The sequence below is a fragment of the uncultured Sulfuricurvum sp. genome (assembly GCF_937936435.1).
Classification (GTDB): domain Bacteria; phylum Campylobacterota; class Campylobacteria; order Campylobacterales; family Sulfurimonadaceae; genus Sulfuricurvum.
On record NZ_CALDDG010000006.1, the window covers coordinates 1 to 14,141 of the forward strand.

Genomic DNA, 14,141 nt, shown 5'->3' on the forward strand with positions numbered 1-14,141 from the left:
ACCCCGGGCCTACTGATTACAAATCAGTTGCTCTAGCCAACTGAGCTATGCCGGCATTGGTGAAATGGAGCTGAAATTATAGTCATTTCATCCTAAAATGTCAAGAGCCATTGAGAAAAATTTTAACAAACGTTATAAACGATCTCTTTTTTTGTATTTGTCTCGATAATTTTCTCTAAAACAAGTCCCTCTATATTCATCGCCAGCAACTCATCGATCCCTTTTATCCGGGCTGATGCAGCTTCGCGCAGTACGATTCCTCGGTATGCTTTGGCCCAGTGGCTTACCACCTTGCCTTCTTTCAAAAACTTCAATGTCGTTACTCTAGATGCAGGAGTATAAAACTTATCGTAAAACCCTGCACGTAGATCCAGAATCTCTTCTCCGGCGATCTTTTCATCGAGAACGGACGAAAAATCCTTTTTGTACTCTTTCTCCGGAACACAGCTTCCGATTTTGGAGCCTTGTTTCACTTTATAATCGGGGATGCAGTCTCCGGCACCGATCGGGCCGAAGAGATTGGAAAAAAGGATTACATGGCGTTCAATGTACGATTGTGCATCCGATGAAAGCGAAGGGAAATCGAGATAATCGTATGCTACTCCGTCATATCGTTCAATCGCTCTCATCGTCGGAGCTTTTAAAAAAGGGAGGCGATAGCGTTCGTACTCTTTCGGATCTTTTACACCGAAGAGTTCGCAAAGCTTCTCCTGCTCTCCTTCTGCGATCACTGCTTCGTACTGCGCAACGATTTCCATCCGTTTCTGATACATCTGCGGAAATAAAAAACTATCGTGTTGGAGCGGGGGGCATTCTCCCCCCTTCCGTTTCCCCTCACTGGGTGCGAACAGAATAATCATCAGTAATACGCTGCAATAATGGCGTAACTGAGAAAGAACATCATATGCGATGCCCCCTCGAAATAGTTGGTCTCCCCCTCATCGGTCGTTTTCCACACTAATAAGATCGTCAGCAACAACGCTCCGATTTGAAGCGGATTGAAATCCAATGTCAGATTAATCCCTGAAAAATAAGCCAAGAGCATTAAAATAGGCACCGTCAAAATGATCGAAACCGTTGATGCACCCATTGCTATGTTAACAACCCGCTGGATCTGATCGTTTCTCGCCGCCCTTACCGCAGTAAAAATTTCCGGAGAAACGCTGATAATCGCAATGACCAATCCGGCAAGACCTGCCGATATACCATGCTCACGTGCTATCGCAACTCCATTGCCGGCAAATATTTCAGCACCCAAAGCGATAACGGCGATAAATCCAAAAATAGCAATAAAGTTGATAGGGGTACTCAAATGTTCGAAAACATAATCACTCGATTCATTTTCATCGATCTCACCCTCTTCTTCTTGAAGCTTCCGCTTTAACCGGAAAAAACGGCTTCGTGCCGTTGCTTTAAAAAAATGGGTGTGCGTACGAGTTTGAAATATGAAGATGATAATGTAAAATAAAAGCAATACTGCGGCAATCAGGTGGCTGACATGGGTCAGGGCATTCGCTCCGTGATCCGTATGGCTTAACAGTCCAGGAACCAACAATGCCGATGACGCGACAAACAAAACGGTGCTATAGGCGCTGGAAGTCTCTTTGTTATGCTGTTGCTGTGTAAATGCCAATCCTCCGAGGAAGACGGCAAGTCCGAGTAAAACGTTCAAATCGACGATAACCGCGGAAATGATTCCCCCCTTTACCGTTTCTAACACTTCGGGAGAGTGCTTCACTTCGAGCAAAATCACATACAATAAGATGATTTCCACCGCTACGGCGCTAAAAGTCAGAACGAAACTTCCGTAAGGTTCATGAAGACGTTCGGAGAGGATATCGGCCACTTCGGCCACCGTGAGAGAAAGAGATGCGATTCCGATCGCGGCAAACAATGTTGCGAGAGATGATTCATGCTGGGCATTAAAAACGAATGAGAGAAGTATCGCTACGACTCCTATAAAAATATCCCAATAATCCTCAATAAAATAGCGTATCCGCCTGTCCAAGACTGTATCCTTTTAGATTTTGTTTAAAGCTGTGTCCATAATAGTACCATAAACACAGCCATACTATGGATTAAACCCACCCTTTTCGTTTGAAAACATAAATCGGAAGGACCGATGAACAAATCATCATAAAGATCGAAAGAAGGTAGCCGTAATGCCAATTCAGTTCCGGCATGATCTGAAAATTCATCCCGTAAATACTCGCTATTAGAGTAGGAGGAAGAAAAATAACATTGACGATCGTAAACATTTTAATAACTTTGTTTTGTTCGATGCTCAAAACCCCTACGAAGATATTTTGCAGATAATCGAGGCGTTCAAAATTGAAATCGGTGTAATCGATCAGCGATTTGATATCTTTAAGCATGACTGTGACGTCATGTTTTAATGCATGCTTATACTTGGTCGACTTCAAAAAGGCACTCAAAATACGCTGTTTATCGTTCAGGTTTTCGCGTATTTGCATGTTTAAATCTTCCAAGGCCGAAATCCGTTCCAATATCTCTTCGTCTTCATTGGTATAGTCTGTCAAAACATGTTTACGGACACGTGTGATATCTTTTGAAAGTTTTTCGATGATATCGGCGTCGGCATCGATTCGGATATCCAAAATCTGGCAAAAGATATCATAGCCCGTCTCGAATTGTTTCGGCGTTGCAAAAAACTTTCGGTTGAATTCGTCAAACGTATAAAGCGACGTATAGCGGATCGAGATCAGCTTGTTTTCATGCAGAATAAACGATACGGTTTCATTATGCGGATTCCGATCCGCCGTTACCAGAAAATAGCTGTTAATCTCAATCCGGTCATTCTCTTCCCAATAGCGTGAACTGATCTCGATCTCTTCGGTCTCTTGTTTTGTCGGAAATTTGATGTTGAACGTATTTTCGATAAAAACGATTTCATCATACGTCGGCATCAGCATATCGATCCAAATTACCTTCTCGATCACATCACCGTCAAGTTCTGACATCGTATCGATGAAAGCTATCGCGTTTTCATTACGGATATAACATTTAATCATCGCTTCCTCCTTGTTTAAATCGTTCTTTATACGTACACTTTTGGCATAACTCTTCTGTACAGACACTGCGTGCGAACCCCTCGCGGATCGCTACGGCACGTTCAGATGTCAGAATTTTACCCAAATTTGTCTCGAAGAGGTTACCCAGTTCCATTACCCCATCACCGTCCAGACAGCACGGTACCACCCGCCCGTCCGAAAGGACGGCGATTTGCTTACTCAACCCTTGGCAGTATCCATTTCCGACAACGGCATTATGCAGATTCGGCCACTCAAAATAGCGATCGAAATGGAGCAATATTTTGGACGCTAAACGGATCGATTGCCGCTCTCCGCTGATCTGTGAAGAAATCACTCCTTTTTCAAGAGAAAAGTGCTTCTCCAAAAGTTCAAAAAGCCGCTCGTTAAAATGGCTTTCGCTATAAATCTCATCCAAATTCCAAAGACGAAGATTGATAAAAAAATCATTTGAACCCGAAAGCTTTTCGTCACACAAGGCCAATATAGGTTCCATATATGCCTCAAAAGTTCGAGAGACGCTATTTTTATTAAAGCTGTTAAGCGAGATATTGATCTGGCGAAGTGTGGGATGAAAAAGTGCTTCACGGCGTAAGTCATCGAGATAAAATCCGCTGGTCGTGATCATCACTTTTAACCCTGCATCGTATGCTATATCGAGATACTCTTTCACATTGCTCAATACCATAGGATCACCCATCACATGCAAAGCAATCTCATCGGTATAGCTTCGAAGCTGTTCCGTGATCGATTTAAAAAACGAAAGAGCCATTGTAGTGGTCGGTTGATTTTTCGGGGGACAAAAGCTGCACGACAAACCGCATATATTGGTTATTTCAACATAGGCACGGCTGAATTTCATTATAATCCTTTTATGCAAACCTTAGACACTATTAACCAAACACTCAACTCTAACGATGCGGTGATGCTCTATTTTAGCGCACCGACCTGTAACGTCTGTCATGCACTAAAACCTAAACTGACCGAAGCTATTATGGATAACTTCCCGACTTTTATCATAGAGAGTATCGATATTTCGCAAACGCCCGAAATTGCTTCACATTTTAGTGTTTTTGCTATTCCGACGGTACTTGTCTTTTTTGAAGGGCGAGAATTTTTGCGTAAAAGCCGGCACATGAGTGTCGGCGAGGTCGTTGATACGATTAAACGGCCGTACAGCTTTATGGTAGAAAGCTGACAATCCCTGCCGTTACGGCGACGTTGAGCGACTCGACGCCCCGATACATCGGAATACTGACGCTATGGGTTGATGCACGCATTACACTATCACTCACCCCTTCGGATTCATTCCCCAGTACAAAAACGGCACGCGGAGGAATTTTCAGCGAATGAATATCCGCAGTTGCATGCGATGAGAGGGTAATAATCGCCGTATCTTTCAGCCCTAAAATATCCGATAAATCCTCACAATAATAGATCGGGATTTTAAAGAGTGTCCCCGCAGACGCTTTCATTACCAGCGGAGAGAGCTTGGTACTGTTTCGTCGAGGCAGAACGATACCGTCGATCTTGCTCGCCGCGGCTGAGCGGACGATCATCCCCAGATTTTGGGGATTGTTGATCCCATCCAGTGCTAAAAGACGAAAAGAAGCCGGCAGATCTGTTTCAATTTTAGAGGCACTACGGTAATTTTGGCTAACGACGTCAATCGCAACCCCCTGATCTTGTGCACTGTTTTTAGAGATACGTGACAATGCCTCTTTGGTATGGTATTTGATCTCCACACCCCGCATTTCGGCGAGAGCCATGATCTCTTCGATCGTCTCGTCACTGCGGTTGCTTTTGGAAAGATGCAGTCTATGAATCTGAACCGTATCGTCTCGCAGCACTTCCACGGCGACATTACGGCCATATAGAGTAATCAACGAATCAAAAAAACGCTTTTTCTCTAAATACTCTGCAGAATCGTTCATTAGACTTTCGCCGCAACGGCGTCTGCACTAAATCCGAATTTCTCAAACAATTTATCGGCCGGCGCACTCGCACCGAATCCCTCCATCGCCACAACCGTATCGGCGAAACGATACCATTCAAGCCCTCGAGCCGCTTCGATGGCTACTTTTTTGGTTCCCGGTTTGATAATTGTATCGATATAGCTTTGGGATTGTTCCAACAACAAATCGAAACACGGTACACTCACAACGTTTGCCGAAATACCGCGTGATGCGAGAAGTTCCGCACTCTCGATCGCCAAGCCAACCTCAGAACCCGACGCCATTAATGTCACCGTCGCGTCAGCGCGTTCTACAAGAAGATAACCCCCGTTTTCGACATCCCCGCGAACTGCGGACGGCAGAATCGGAAGATTTTGACGAGAACAGACAAACGCGGACGGAGAGTGTTTCATCGAAAGGGCTTTTTGCCAACATTTGACGTTTTCAGCTCCGTCCGCCGGGCGATAAACATAAAAATTCGGCAACGCTCTAAATTGGCTCAGATGTTCGATCGGCTGATGCGTCGGACCGTCTTCTCCGACACCGATACTGTCATGCGTCCAAATAAAGAAATGTTGGATTCCGCTGAGTGCAGCAATACGGGCTGAAGGTTTTAGATAATCGCTAAATACGAAAAAGGTCGCACTAAACGGTAAAATCGGACCGTACAACGCCATCGCATTCGTAATCGATGCCATTGCGTGTTCGCGGATACCGAAATGGATATTTTTCCCGTTCGGGAAATCGCCCATATTTGTTAGCTCGGTTTTATTGGACGGCCCGAGGTCGGCAGAGCCTCCCAAAAACCCCGGAATTGCTTTGGCAATCGCATTTAGAATTTTACCGTTCGTATTACGTGTCGCGTCCGCTTTTTCAAAAATCGGCCATTCTATACGGCTGAAATCCGGATTTAGCAATTGGGCATACGCCTCATTTTGTTCCGAAAGAGGAAGTTCTTGCAACCGATGGTTCCATTCGCGTTCTGCCAAATCTCCCTTTTCAATCGCACAGCGGAAACGCTCCAATACGTCCGCATCCACGGCAAACGTTGACTCCGGATCGAACCCCGCTGCGATTTTGGCTGCTTTGATCACATCATGCCCCAGAGGTGCACCGTGCGCATGGTGAGACCCCTCCATTTTGCCGCCCCCTTTGGCGATCACGGTATTGGCGATAATAAGAACCGGGCGTTTGATCGTTTTTGCCTGTGTCAAAGCACCGTCAATTTCGTCAAAATTATGTCCGTCTATCTCCAAAACAGCCCAGTTTTGGGATTCGAAACGCTCACGAATATTTTCGCTGAGGCTAAGTTCCGTCGAACCTTCGATCGTGATACGGTTTGAATCATAGATCACGACCAGATTGTCTAGCTCCATGTGACCTGCAATCGAACATGCTTCATAGCTGATCCCCTCTTCCAAATCGCCATCACCGCATAAACAATATACGTTGTGATCGATCATCGCCGCCGTTTCTGAATTGACTTTATTCCCTACATACGTAGAAGCCATCGCAAAACCGACCGCATTGGCGATACCCTGGCCCAAAGGTCCTGTCGTTATTTCGATCCCGGCAGTATGTCCGTACTCAGGATGCCCGGGAGTTTTGGAATCAAGTTGACGGAAATTTTTAAGGTCAGCAATCTCCAATCCATACCCCCACAGATAGTAGAGCGAATAGATCAATCCCGTTCCGTGTCCGCCTGAAAATACCAAACGGTCGCGATTGAGCCATTTCGGATTTTTCGGATTGTGGCTCATATGTTCTGAGAGAACAACTGCGATATCCGCCAAGCCCATCGGTGCCCCCGGGTGACCCGAATTAGCTTGTTGAACCATATCGGCCGCTAAAAAGCGAATCGTGTCTGCCATTTTTTGGCGCATTGCATTACTCATTGTTTAATCCTTGTGTCGGTTAATGTAGTGGTTAAGTGTTGGTGACAATTCACGCTGCAAATTCTCATCAAAACTCGTCATTTGTCGGATAATTTTATCCGCTAAAGTATTCGCCTCTTTCATTGCTTTTTCAAAGCCAAGCAGTGTCACAAAACTATTTTTCGCCTGATCGTTGTTAGTCGTTTTACCTGCTTGTTCATCATTTTGGGTAACATCTAAAATATCATCTTGAATTTGAAACAATAGCCCCAAATCAATTCCAAAGTCATACAATTGTTGAGCAATATCATCGCGCCCGACAATCAGTGCACCCATTTGAAGCGATGCCGCAATCAGTTTGCCCGTTTTATGGATATGAAGCATCTTGACCTGATCCAATTCCAGCCGCTGATTTTCAAACTGGCAATCGATGGCTTGCCCTAGAACCATTCCGTTTACTCCGCCATTATGCGCCAACGAACGGACAAGTTTGACAATCACCCGATCTGCCAACGGAGCATTAGACAAAATTTCAAACGCATACGTGTTCAAAGCGTCCCCTGCCAAAATCGCACTAACTTCATCATAGGTTTTATGCAATGTCGGAATGCCGCGGCGCAAATCAGCATTGTCCATTGCCGGTAAATCATCATGGATCAGGGAATATGTATGAAGGACTTCTATCGCCAATGCGACATGATAAGCACTTTGAATCAAAAGGGGATTGTATGCGCGGACCACGCCTAAAAGAAGTGCCGGACGAAACCGTTTTCCGCCACCGGTCAACATTTGGCGTAACGATAATTCATAATGGGGGTGAAAACTCGTAACTACGGGAAGGTGTGCCCCTAAAAACGCTTCGAATTGCTCCATTATGATCCCACTATTTTTTTTGAAATAGTACCACGCCGGAGCTTATATCTTCTCGATTACTTCCGTAATTGCATTCTCATCGTCGACCAAAACAACCGTCGGTTTGTAATTCTCTAATTCTGCATCATTATACGTTGCGTAGGCAACAATAATAATCTTATCCCCTTTATGCACTTTACGGGCTGCCGCACCGTTAAGACAAATATCACGCTGTCCGCGTTCGCCGAGGATAATGTAGGTTGAAAAGCGCTCACCGTTATTGATATTCAATATTTCGACTTTTTGCCCGACACGCATCTTCGACGCTTCAAGAAGCTCTTCGTCGATGGTGATTGAACCGACGTAATTTAAATTAGCGTCGGTTACGGTTGCACGGTGAATTTTACTGTAGAGCATTTCGATCAACATCGATTAGCGTCCCATCTGCTTCATCATGGCTTCAGGTGAAATCGGAGCGTCCCACAATTCCTCTGGAATCACATACTCTTGTACCACTTCTCCACCGATGATGTGACGGTCGATGATCTCGTTGATTTTTTCTTTTGTAAGACCGCAGTACATAACATGTCCCGGTTCTACCAACATAATCGGACCGACATTACAGCGGTTCATGCACGATGTACGAATCGGCTGAACGGTTGCGATCAACCCTTTTTGCATCAATGTTTGTGCCAAATGCTGAAAAATATCCTGTGTATGCGGATTGACGCAACTCGGTTTCGGCATACCCGGAGGAGAGCTCTGCTCACACTTGAAAATATAAAACGCAGGTTGTGGGATACCCATCTAACGCTCCTTATAGGTTTGGTGACATGATGCACCGGAAATAGTAACGGCATTATAGCCAAAATATACGAGTGCATATTAAGCTCCAGTAAGCAATCACATTGCTTAAGGGAAGCTTTAGCACTTATAAAAGCTCGGAGAGTATCTCTTTGGCGACGACACGATCGTCAAACGGAAGATGCTGATCGTAAATGATTTGGGACGTTTCATCCCCTTTACCCAGAATCAATACCACTTCATCTCCGCTGCGATCTTTCAATGCCTGAGCAATCGCGTTGCGTCGGTTGACGTCGACATAGACATTGCTGCGATCATCAATTCCGGTCAGGATATCTTCGATAATCACATCGGGATCTTCGAAACGGGGATTATCGCTCGTAACATACAATTTTTTAGCGTAATTGGAAGCAACCCGCCCCATCAATGGACGTTTCGTACGATCGCGATCCCCACCGGCACCGAAAACGACCAATACCTCTTTTTCTTTCAGGGCACCGAGTACCTGTTCCATGCCATCCGGTGTATGGGCAAAATCGACAATAACCAACGGATCGGTGCTCACCACTTCCATCCGACCACTAACACCGCCGAAGTTTTCGAGCACTTCTGCGATTTTTTCGATTGTCTCGCCGCTAACCAGATGCACCGCTGCCATGGCAGCGGTGATATTATAAAGATTAAAGAAACCGTGAAGAGACGATTCGAACGGAACCAGTTCTTCAAAATGTTTCAATACACCGCTTACGCCGTTGTTCAAAGAGTATGCCACTATCTTGTAGGTAGCCGGGTTTTCGACTCCGTACGTATAGGCGTTTTTGATATTAAACTCCGCCTTCGCTTCATCGCGATTAATCAGTTTTTTCGTCTCGTCTTGAAAAAACTGATTTTTGATACGGGTATACTCTTCCAAACTTGAATGGTAGTCCAAATGATCTTGGGTAATGTTAGTCAATATTTTAAGGCCGAATTGTATCCCTGCTATCCGCTCTTGCTCTATCGCATGCGAGCTCACTTCCATAATGAAATACTCGCATCCTGCCGCTATCGCCTGTGCCATATGACGGTAAGTATTCAGAACGCTCGGTGTTGTTAGCGTCTTCCCTTCCACGGGTGCGTCATTCATAAAAAATCCGCGCGTACCCTGCATCGCCGCTTTGTGTCCCAAATCCAACAACAAAGAATAGATCGCACTTGCAGTTGTCGTTTTGCCGTTTGTACCCGTTATCCCGATGACACAGATACGATCCAATCCGAACAGTTCCCAGCATTCTTGCGGTGTTATAATTGAATGTATCCCTTTTTCAAGAGCATCCTCTTTATATTTTTCATTTTGTTTTGTCAGCAAAAATGCACATTCGGATGAACATTCGTTAGAGTTCTCGCTTACATAGCGAAAAGTTTGCCCGGGAACTTCAATTTTCAATCTTATTCCCTTTAGCTAAACGACGCAATAGATTACGTAACTGACGGTCATTCGGGTAAACACCCAATGCGCTTTCCAGATAGCTGAGCGCCATCTCTTTGTATCCATGATGAATCAGATTATCCAAGAAGTCGACAAAATCTTCTTTTTCGGTAATAATGACACGGGTTGAGAACATAATGTTTTCAAAAATACGGTTAAAATCGTTGTCATCTTTTACAAGCTCTTTGAACTCGTTGTACATAATCCCGTCTTCATAAGCCAGCCGCTGCTGTATCGTCTCATTGAACAGGCCTGAAAGCTGATCAAGCGTCCCGTCCATCGTTTCCAATATTTCCGAGATGATAATATCTGCCTGTTCGGCATCTTCGCTTTTTAAAATGGTGTAATAGTCAAACAATGCTTCTCCGCCGCTTTCGCCGCCCATTGCCATATCAGACAAAATAGCGCCGTTATAGGCCTCTTTTGACTCCGGATAATCTTTTAAGGCCAATGAATAATCACGTAATGCCTCGTTGTATTTCCCAGCTAAAAAATAGTCATTTGCTTGTTTGAGGGTTTTGGTTAAATTCGTTGTTTTCATGGATGCCCTCCTATATTTACTCTATATCGGCTCTTTTCTAAAATTATAATGCGTCTATCTGATGCTCCATCCCCTGCGGAACGTTAATAACGACAAGTTCGGGGTGAATATCCATACGAAGCTGGCGTTCAACCCCGTATTTTAACGTATTTCCGCTGCTTGAACATCCAATACATGCACCTTGTAATTGTACATATATTGTTCCATTCTTTACGGTCAAGAAGGCTATGTCACCTCCGTCTAATGCCAAAGAGGGGCGTATTTTATCAATGACGGTGCGGACCGGCTGCATTAATTCTTCATCGCTAAATGGAATCATCGTTATTATACCTTTGAAGCTCAAATAAGATCATAATAATATAAGAAAAGGGCTAAACATGGTCTAATGCAAAAAGGATAGTTTTCGAGTGAAGCTCGATTTAAGGGGGTTATGGGTCTATTGAACTCGTTAGACGAGTTCAACATATGCCATCGGTGTAGCATCACCGCGGCGGATACGAGTTTTTACGATACGGGTATAGCCGCCGTTACGCTCGTTGTATTTAGGGGCAACTTCATTGATCAATGTTTTCGTTGCTTCTTTATTTTGCAAAACAGCAAATACAGAACGGTGCGCATTCGCATCACCGGCACGTGCAGTTGTAATTAATTTTTCAGCGAATGAACGAAGCTCTTTCGCTTTCATCAACGTAGTTTCAATTTTACCGTGTTCAATCAACGCAATGCTTAGGTTTGTCAACAAAGCTTCACGATGTGCGCTTGTTCTTCCTAATTTGCGGTATCCGTGACGATGTCTCATGATACTTCCTCTTTATAATTAAGCTTATTCAGCTTCGATTTTCTTTTTGATCGCACTGATAAGATCATCAGCCAAATCTTGTCCTACGGAATAACCGTATTCTGTGATTTTTTCTAAAATCTCTTCAAACGATTTTTTGCCGAGGTTTTTAACCTCTTTCAAATCGTTTTGGCTCATCATAACGATTTCGCCGATATATTTGATATTTGATCGGTCCAAACAATTGAAGCTGCGTGCACTCAAACCAAGTTCTTCGATACGCGCACCAAGACGTTTTAGCTCAGGATGCTCGTCCCCGCGCTCAGCAGCAGCCGGAGCTTTGATGCTTACTTCGCTGTTGAAAACAGCCATTTGCGCATACATCACTTCCAATGCATTTTTAAATGCATCGACAGGTGAAATTTGCCCGTCCGTAGCGATATTGATCACTACTTTTTCAAAGTTTGGATTATCTTCTACCAATACGTTTTCGATTGCATATGTAGCACGACGTACCGGTGTGAAATAAGCATCCAACGCGATGTATCCTTCTCCAAGGACATCACGAACATCTTCGCTCGGCGCATAACCGATACCTTGATGGATTTTAACACTGAAGTTCAATGTCGCATCTTCATTCAAAGTTGCTAAAAATGCATTCGGCGTTACCACTTCCACATCGTCATTGTCCAGATCTTTACCGTGAATTTCGCAAGGGCCTGCAAAACTGTACGTGATCTCTTTCTCTTTAAGACCGTTTTTCAATTTAAAACGGATCCCTTTGAGGTTAATGATGAAATCCGAAATGTCTTCGAGCATACCGCGCACCGAGTCAAACTCATGCTTGGCACCTTCGATTTTGATACCGATCGGTGCGAATCCGACAGAACTGCTTAGCAAAAAGCGGCGGATCGGATGAGCAAGTGAAACCGCGAATCCGGTTTCAAACGGATACGCGATAATATTTGCTTCGTTCGCACTGATTTGTTCAACGACAAATTCTTTCGGAAGAAGCGGTGATGTTTTAATTTTTTTCATGCTGAACGCCCTTTCTTTAAATGATTATTTCGAGTAAAGCTCGACGATTAGACGTTCCTCAACAGGGATAACAATTTCTTCACGCTCAGGAAGACGTGTAAAAATACCGAACGCTTTATCTTGGTCGATGTCAACCCATGCAGCAAGACCGGTTTGGTTAGTCAATTCAATCGCACGAACGATTTGGTTGTTCTTTTTACTTTTCTCGTGGATTTCCACTTTTTGACCCGGTTTTACACGGTAAGATGGAATATCAACACGTTTGCCGTCAACCAAGATATGACCGTGGTTAACCAATTGGCGTGCAAAACGACGAGTTGTTGCAAATCCCATACGGTAAACGACATTGTCAAGACGTTGCTCAAGAAGCATTACCAAGTTTGTACCGGTGTTACCTGTACGGCGTTTTGCTTCAGCAAACAATGCGCGCATTTGTTTTTCACTCAAACCGTACATAAATTTCGCTTTTTGTTTTTCGCGAAGCTGTGTACCGTATTCAGAAATTTTAGTACGGCGTTGACCGTGTTGTCCAGGTCCGTACGGACGTTTGTCAAGGGCACTTTTACCTGCAAGACGACGTTCACCTTTTAAACCAAGGCTTACACCGAATCTTCTTTCGATTTTTTCTACGGGTCCTCTATATCTTGCCATTACAAACCTCCTTACACGCGTCGGCGCTTAGGCGCACGACATCCATTGTGTGGTAGCGGAGTAACGTCTTTCATGAAAGAAACACGAACGCCCTCGATAGCACCAACACTTTTAACTGCTGTTTCACGTCCAGAACCTGGACCTTGAACTTTAATTCCCACTTCTTTGATTCCGTGGACCATTGCTTTTTCCATTGCCGCTTCTACTGCTTGTTGCGCAGCAAACGGAGTCGATTTTTTAGAGCCTTTGAAACCAAGGGCACCAGCCGAACTCCATGCGATCATATTACCCATCTCATCCGTTACGGTTACAAGGGTATTATTGAAAGATGCCAAGATATGCACGATACCTTTTGCAATATTCTTTTTTACGATTTTTTTACGGGTTGCTTTTCTTTTTGCCATACTCTAATCCCTTACTTTGTGGCCGAGCCGACAGTTTTCTTTTTACCTTTGCGTGTACGTGCATTGGTTTTAGTTTTTTGACCACGGCATGGAAGACCTTTACGATGACGAAGACCACGGTAAGAACCGAGATCCATCAAAGCTTTAATATCCATTGCAACTTGTTTACGAAGGTCACCTTCAACAACGACATTTTGACGAATTTCTTTGGCAAGTGTTGCCGCATCATCTTCGCTTAGCTCGTATACACGTTTGTTGTAATCGAGTCCGGTCGCATCCAAAATTTTGCGTGAAGTATGTAAACCGATACCATAGATATAAGTTAATGCATACTCCAAACGTTTTTTCTTAGGTAAGTCCACACCAGCAATACGTGCCATGCTTATCCTTGTCTTTGTTTATGTTTTGGGGTTTTGCAGATTACGCGAACAATTCCCTTGCGTTTGATGATTTTGCAATCATCGCACATTTTCTTCACTGAAGAACGTACTTTCATCGGTAGGCTCCGTTGATTTAAGTCACTCGCTTCTCGTAGGTTGACCGCAGTCTAACCAATACTTGTAACTACGCTGAACGCAGTTATAAACATTCAATTCTATTTGTCCGAGAGGGCAAAGTGGACGCGTATAATACATCACACAAGGTTAAACTTTTATTAAGTATAAAGGAGGAAGGGGGAAAGAACCCCATAGATCATACGATGCGTATCATATACGGCAACTCTAA

General features: G+C 44.1%; 19 protein-coding genes. 1 reads left to right on the forward strand and 18 read right to left on the reverse strand.

All coding sequences use genetic code 11. The features are described from left to right. Positions 1–122: 122 nt before the first annotated feature. The 4 genes from Q0389_RS01020 to Q0389_RS01035 all read right to left on the reverse strand — a co-directional run bounded on the left by Q0389_RS01020 (position 123) and on the right by Q0389_RS01035 (position 3,912). Positions 123–860, reverse strand: a complete 738-nt coding sequence (locus Q0389_RS01020) for a YaaA family protein (protein WP_298690683.1) — start codon at positions 858–860, stop codon at positions 123–125. Next, on the reverse strand, positions 860–2,008 hold the full coding sequence (locus Q0389_RS01025; protein ID WP_298690686.1) for a sodium:proton exchanger: 1,149 nt from the start codon (positions 2,006–2,008) through the stop codon (positions 860–862). Before Q0389_RS01025 ends, Q0389_RS01020 begins: the two co-directional genes overlap by 1 nt. 70 nt (positions 2,009–2,078) lie before the next feature. After that, positions 2,079–3,032: a magnesium/cobalt transporter CorA gene (gene corA, locus Q0389_RS01030; RefSeq protein WP_298690689.1), complete on the reverse strand. Its 954-nt coding sequence runs from the start codon at positions 3,030–3,032 to the stop codon at positions 2,079–2,081. Then, complete coding sequence (locus Q0389_RS01035; RefSeq protein ID WP_298690691.1) at positions 3,025–3,912, reverse strand: SPASM domain-containing protein; 888 nt, start codon at positions 3,910–3,912, stop codon at positions 3,025–3,027. Before Q0389_RS01035 ends, corA begins: the two co-directional genes overlap by 8 nt. Before the next feature lie 12 nt (positions 3,913–3,924). Between Q0389_RS01035 and Q0389_RS01040 the strand changes: the two genes are divergently transcribed. After that, positions 3,925–4,248 (forward strand): thioredoxin family protein, encoded by a 324-nt coding sequence (locus tag Q0389_RS01040; RefSeq protein WP_298690694.1) that lies wholly within the window; start codon positions 3,925–3,927, stop codon positions 4,246–4,248. Here the strand turns inward: Q0389_RS01040 and Q0389_RS01045 are convergent. The 14 genes from Q0389_RS01045 to rpmJ form a co-directional block, all read right to left on the reverse strand. Beyond that, positions 4,232–4,984, reverse strand: a complete 753-nt coding sequence (locus tag Q0389_RS01045) for an RNA methyltransferase (RefSeq protein WP_298690696.1) — start codon at positions 4,982–4,984, stop codon at positions 4,232–4,234. The genes Q0389_RS01040 and Q0389_RS01045 overlap by 17 nt on opposite strands. Then, positions 4,984–6,900, reverse strand: coding sequence for a transketolase (tkt, locus tag Q0389_RS01050; protein WP_298690699.1), 1,917 nt, complete (start codon positions 6,898–6,900; stop codon positions 4,984–4,986). Before tkt ends, Q0389_RS01045 begins: the two co-directional genes overlap by 1 nt. A gap of 3 nt (positions 6,901–6,903) precedes the next feature. Continuing rightward, a complete protein-coding gene (locus tag Q0389_RS01055; protein ID WP_298690701.1) occupies positions 6,904–7,752 on the reverse strand; it encodes a polyprenyl synthetase family protein in 849 nt (282 codons plus the stop codon). A 42-nt stretch (positions 7,753–7,794) separates the two neighbouring features. Beyond that, complete coding sequence (gene panD / locus Q0389_RS01060) at positions 7,795–8,160, reverse strand: aspartate 1-decarboxylase (protein ID WP_298690703.1); 366 nt, start codon at positions 8,158–8,160, stop codon at positions 7,795–7,797. Between the two features lie 3 nt (positions 8,161–8,163). Further along, positions 8,164–8,538, reverse strand: coding sequence for a (2Fe-2S) ferredoxin domain-containing protein (locus tag Q0389_RS01065; protein WP_298690706.1), 375 nt, complete (start codon positions 8,536–8,538; stop codon positions 8,164–8,166). Positions 8,539–8,662: 124 nt separating this feature from the next. Beyond that, positions 8,663–9,961: a UDP-N-acetylmuramoyl-L-alanyl-D-glutamate--2,6-diaminopimelate ligase gene (locus tag Q0389_RS01070; protein ID WP_298690709.1), complete on the reverse strand. Its 1,299-nt coding sequence runs from the start codon at positions 9,959–9,961 to the stop codon at positions 8,663–8,665. Then, a complete protein-coding gene (locus tag Q0389_RS01075) occupies positions 9,951–10,544 on the reverse strand; it encodes a hypothetical protein (RefSeq protein WP_298690712.1) in 594 nt (197 codons plus the stop codon). Before Q0389_RS01075 ends, Q0389_RS01070 begins: the two co-directional genes overlap by 11 nt. A 43-nt stretch (positions 10,545–10,587) precedes the next feature. Beyond that, positions 10,588–10,863 carry a NifU family protein gene (locus Q0389_RS01080; protein ID WP_298690715.1) on the reverse strand — a complete coding sequence of 92 codons (276 nt, stop codon included), beginning with the start codon at positions 10,861–10,863 and terminating at the stop codon, positions 10,588–10,590. 129 nt (positions 10,864–10,992) lie between these two features. Beyond that, positions 10,993–11,343 carry a 50S ribosomal protein L17 gene (rplQ, locus tag Q0389_RS01085; RefSeq protein WP_298690717.1) on the reverse strand — a complete coding sequence of 117 codons (351 nt, stop codon included), beginning with the start codon at positions 11,341–11,343 and terminating at the stop codon, positions 10,993–10,995. Positions 11,344–11,367: 24 nt separating this feature from the next. Then, positions 11,368–12,360 (reverse strand): DNA-directed RNA polymerase subunit alpha, encoded by a 993-nt coding sequence (locus Q0389_RS01090; RefSeq protein ID WP_298690720.1) that lies wholly within the window; start codon positions 12,358–12,360, stop codon positions 11,368–11,370. Positions 12,361–12,384: 24 nt separating this feature from the next. Next, positions 12,385–13,011, reverse strand: coding sequence for a 30S ribosomal protein S4 (gene rpsD / locus Q0389_RS01095; protein WP_298690723.1), 627 nt, complete (start codon positions 13,009–13,011; stop codon positions 12,385–12,387). A gap of 11 nt (positions 13,012–13,022) precedes the next feature. Beyond that, positions 13,023–13,415 carry a 30S ribosomal protein S11 gene (gene rpsK, locus Q0389_RS01100; protein WP_294923527.1) on the reverse strand — a complete coding sequence of 131 codons (393 nt, stop codon included), beginning with the start codon at positions 13,413–13,415 and terminating at the stop codon, positions 13,023–13,025. An 11-nt stretch (positions 13,416–13,426) separates the two neighbouring features. Continuing rightward, the gene (gene rpsM / locus Q0389_RS01105) at positions 13,427–13,795 is read right to left on the reverse strand and encodes a 30S ribosomal protein S13 (RefSeq protein ID WP_298690726.1); all 369 of its coding nucleotides are present in this window, start codon (positions 13,793–13,795) and stop codon (positions 13,427–13,429) included. 2 nt (positions 13,796–13,797) lie between these two features. After that, positions 13,798–13,911, reverse strand: coding sequence for a 50S ribosomal protein L36 (gene rpmJ / locus Q0389_RS01110; protein WP_294915863.1), 114 nt, complete (start codon positions 13,909–13,911; stop codon positions 13,798–13,800). Positions 13,912–14,141 lie beyond the last annotated feature (230 nt).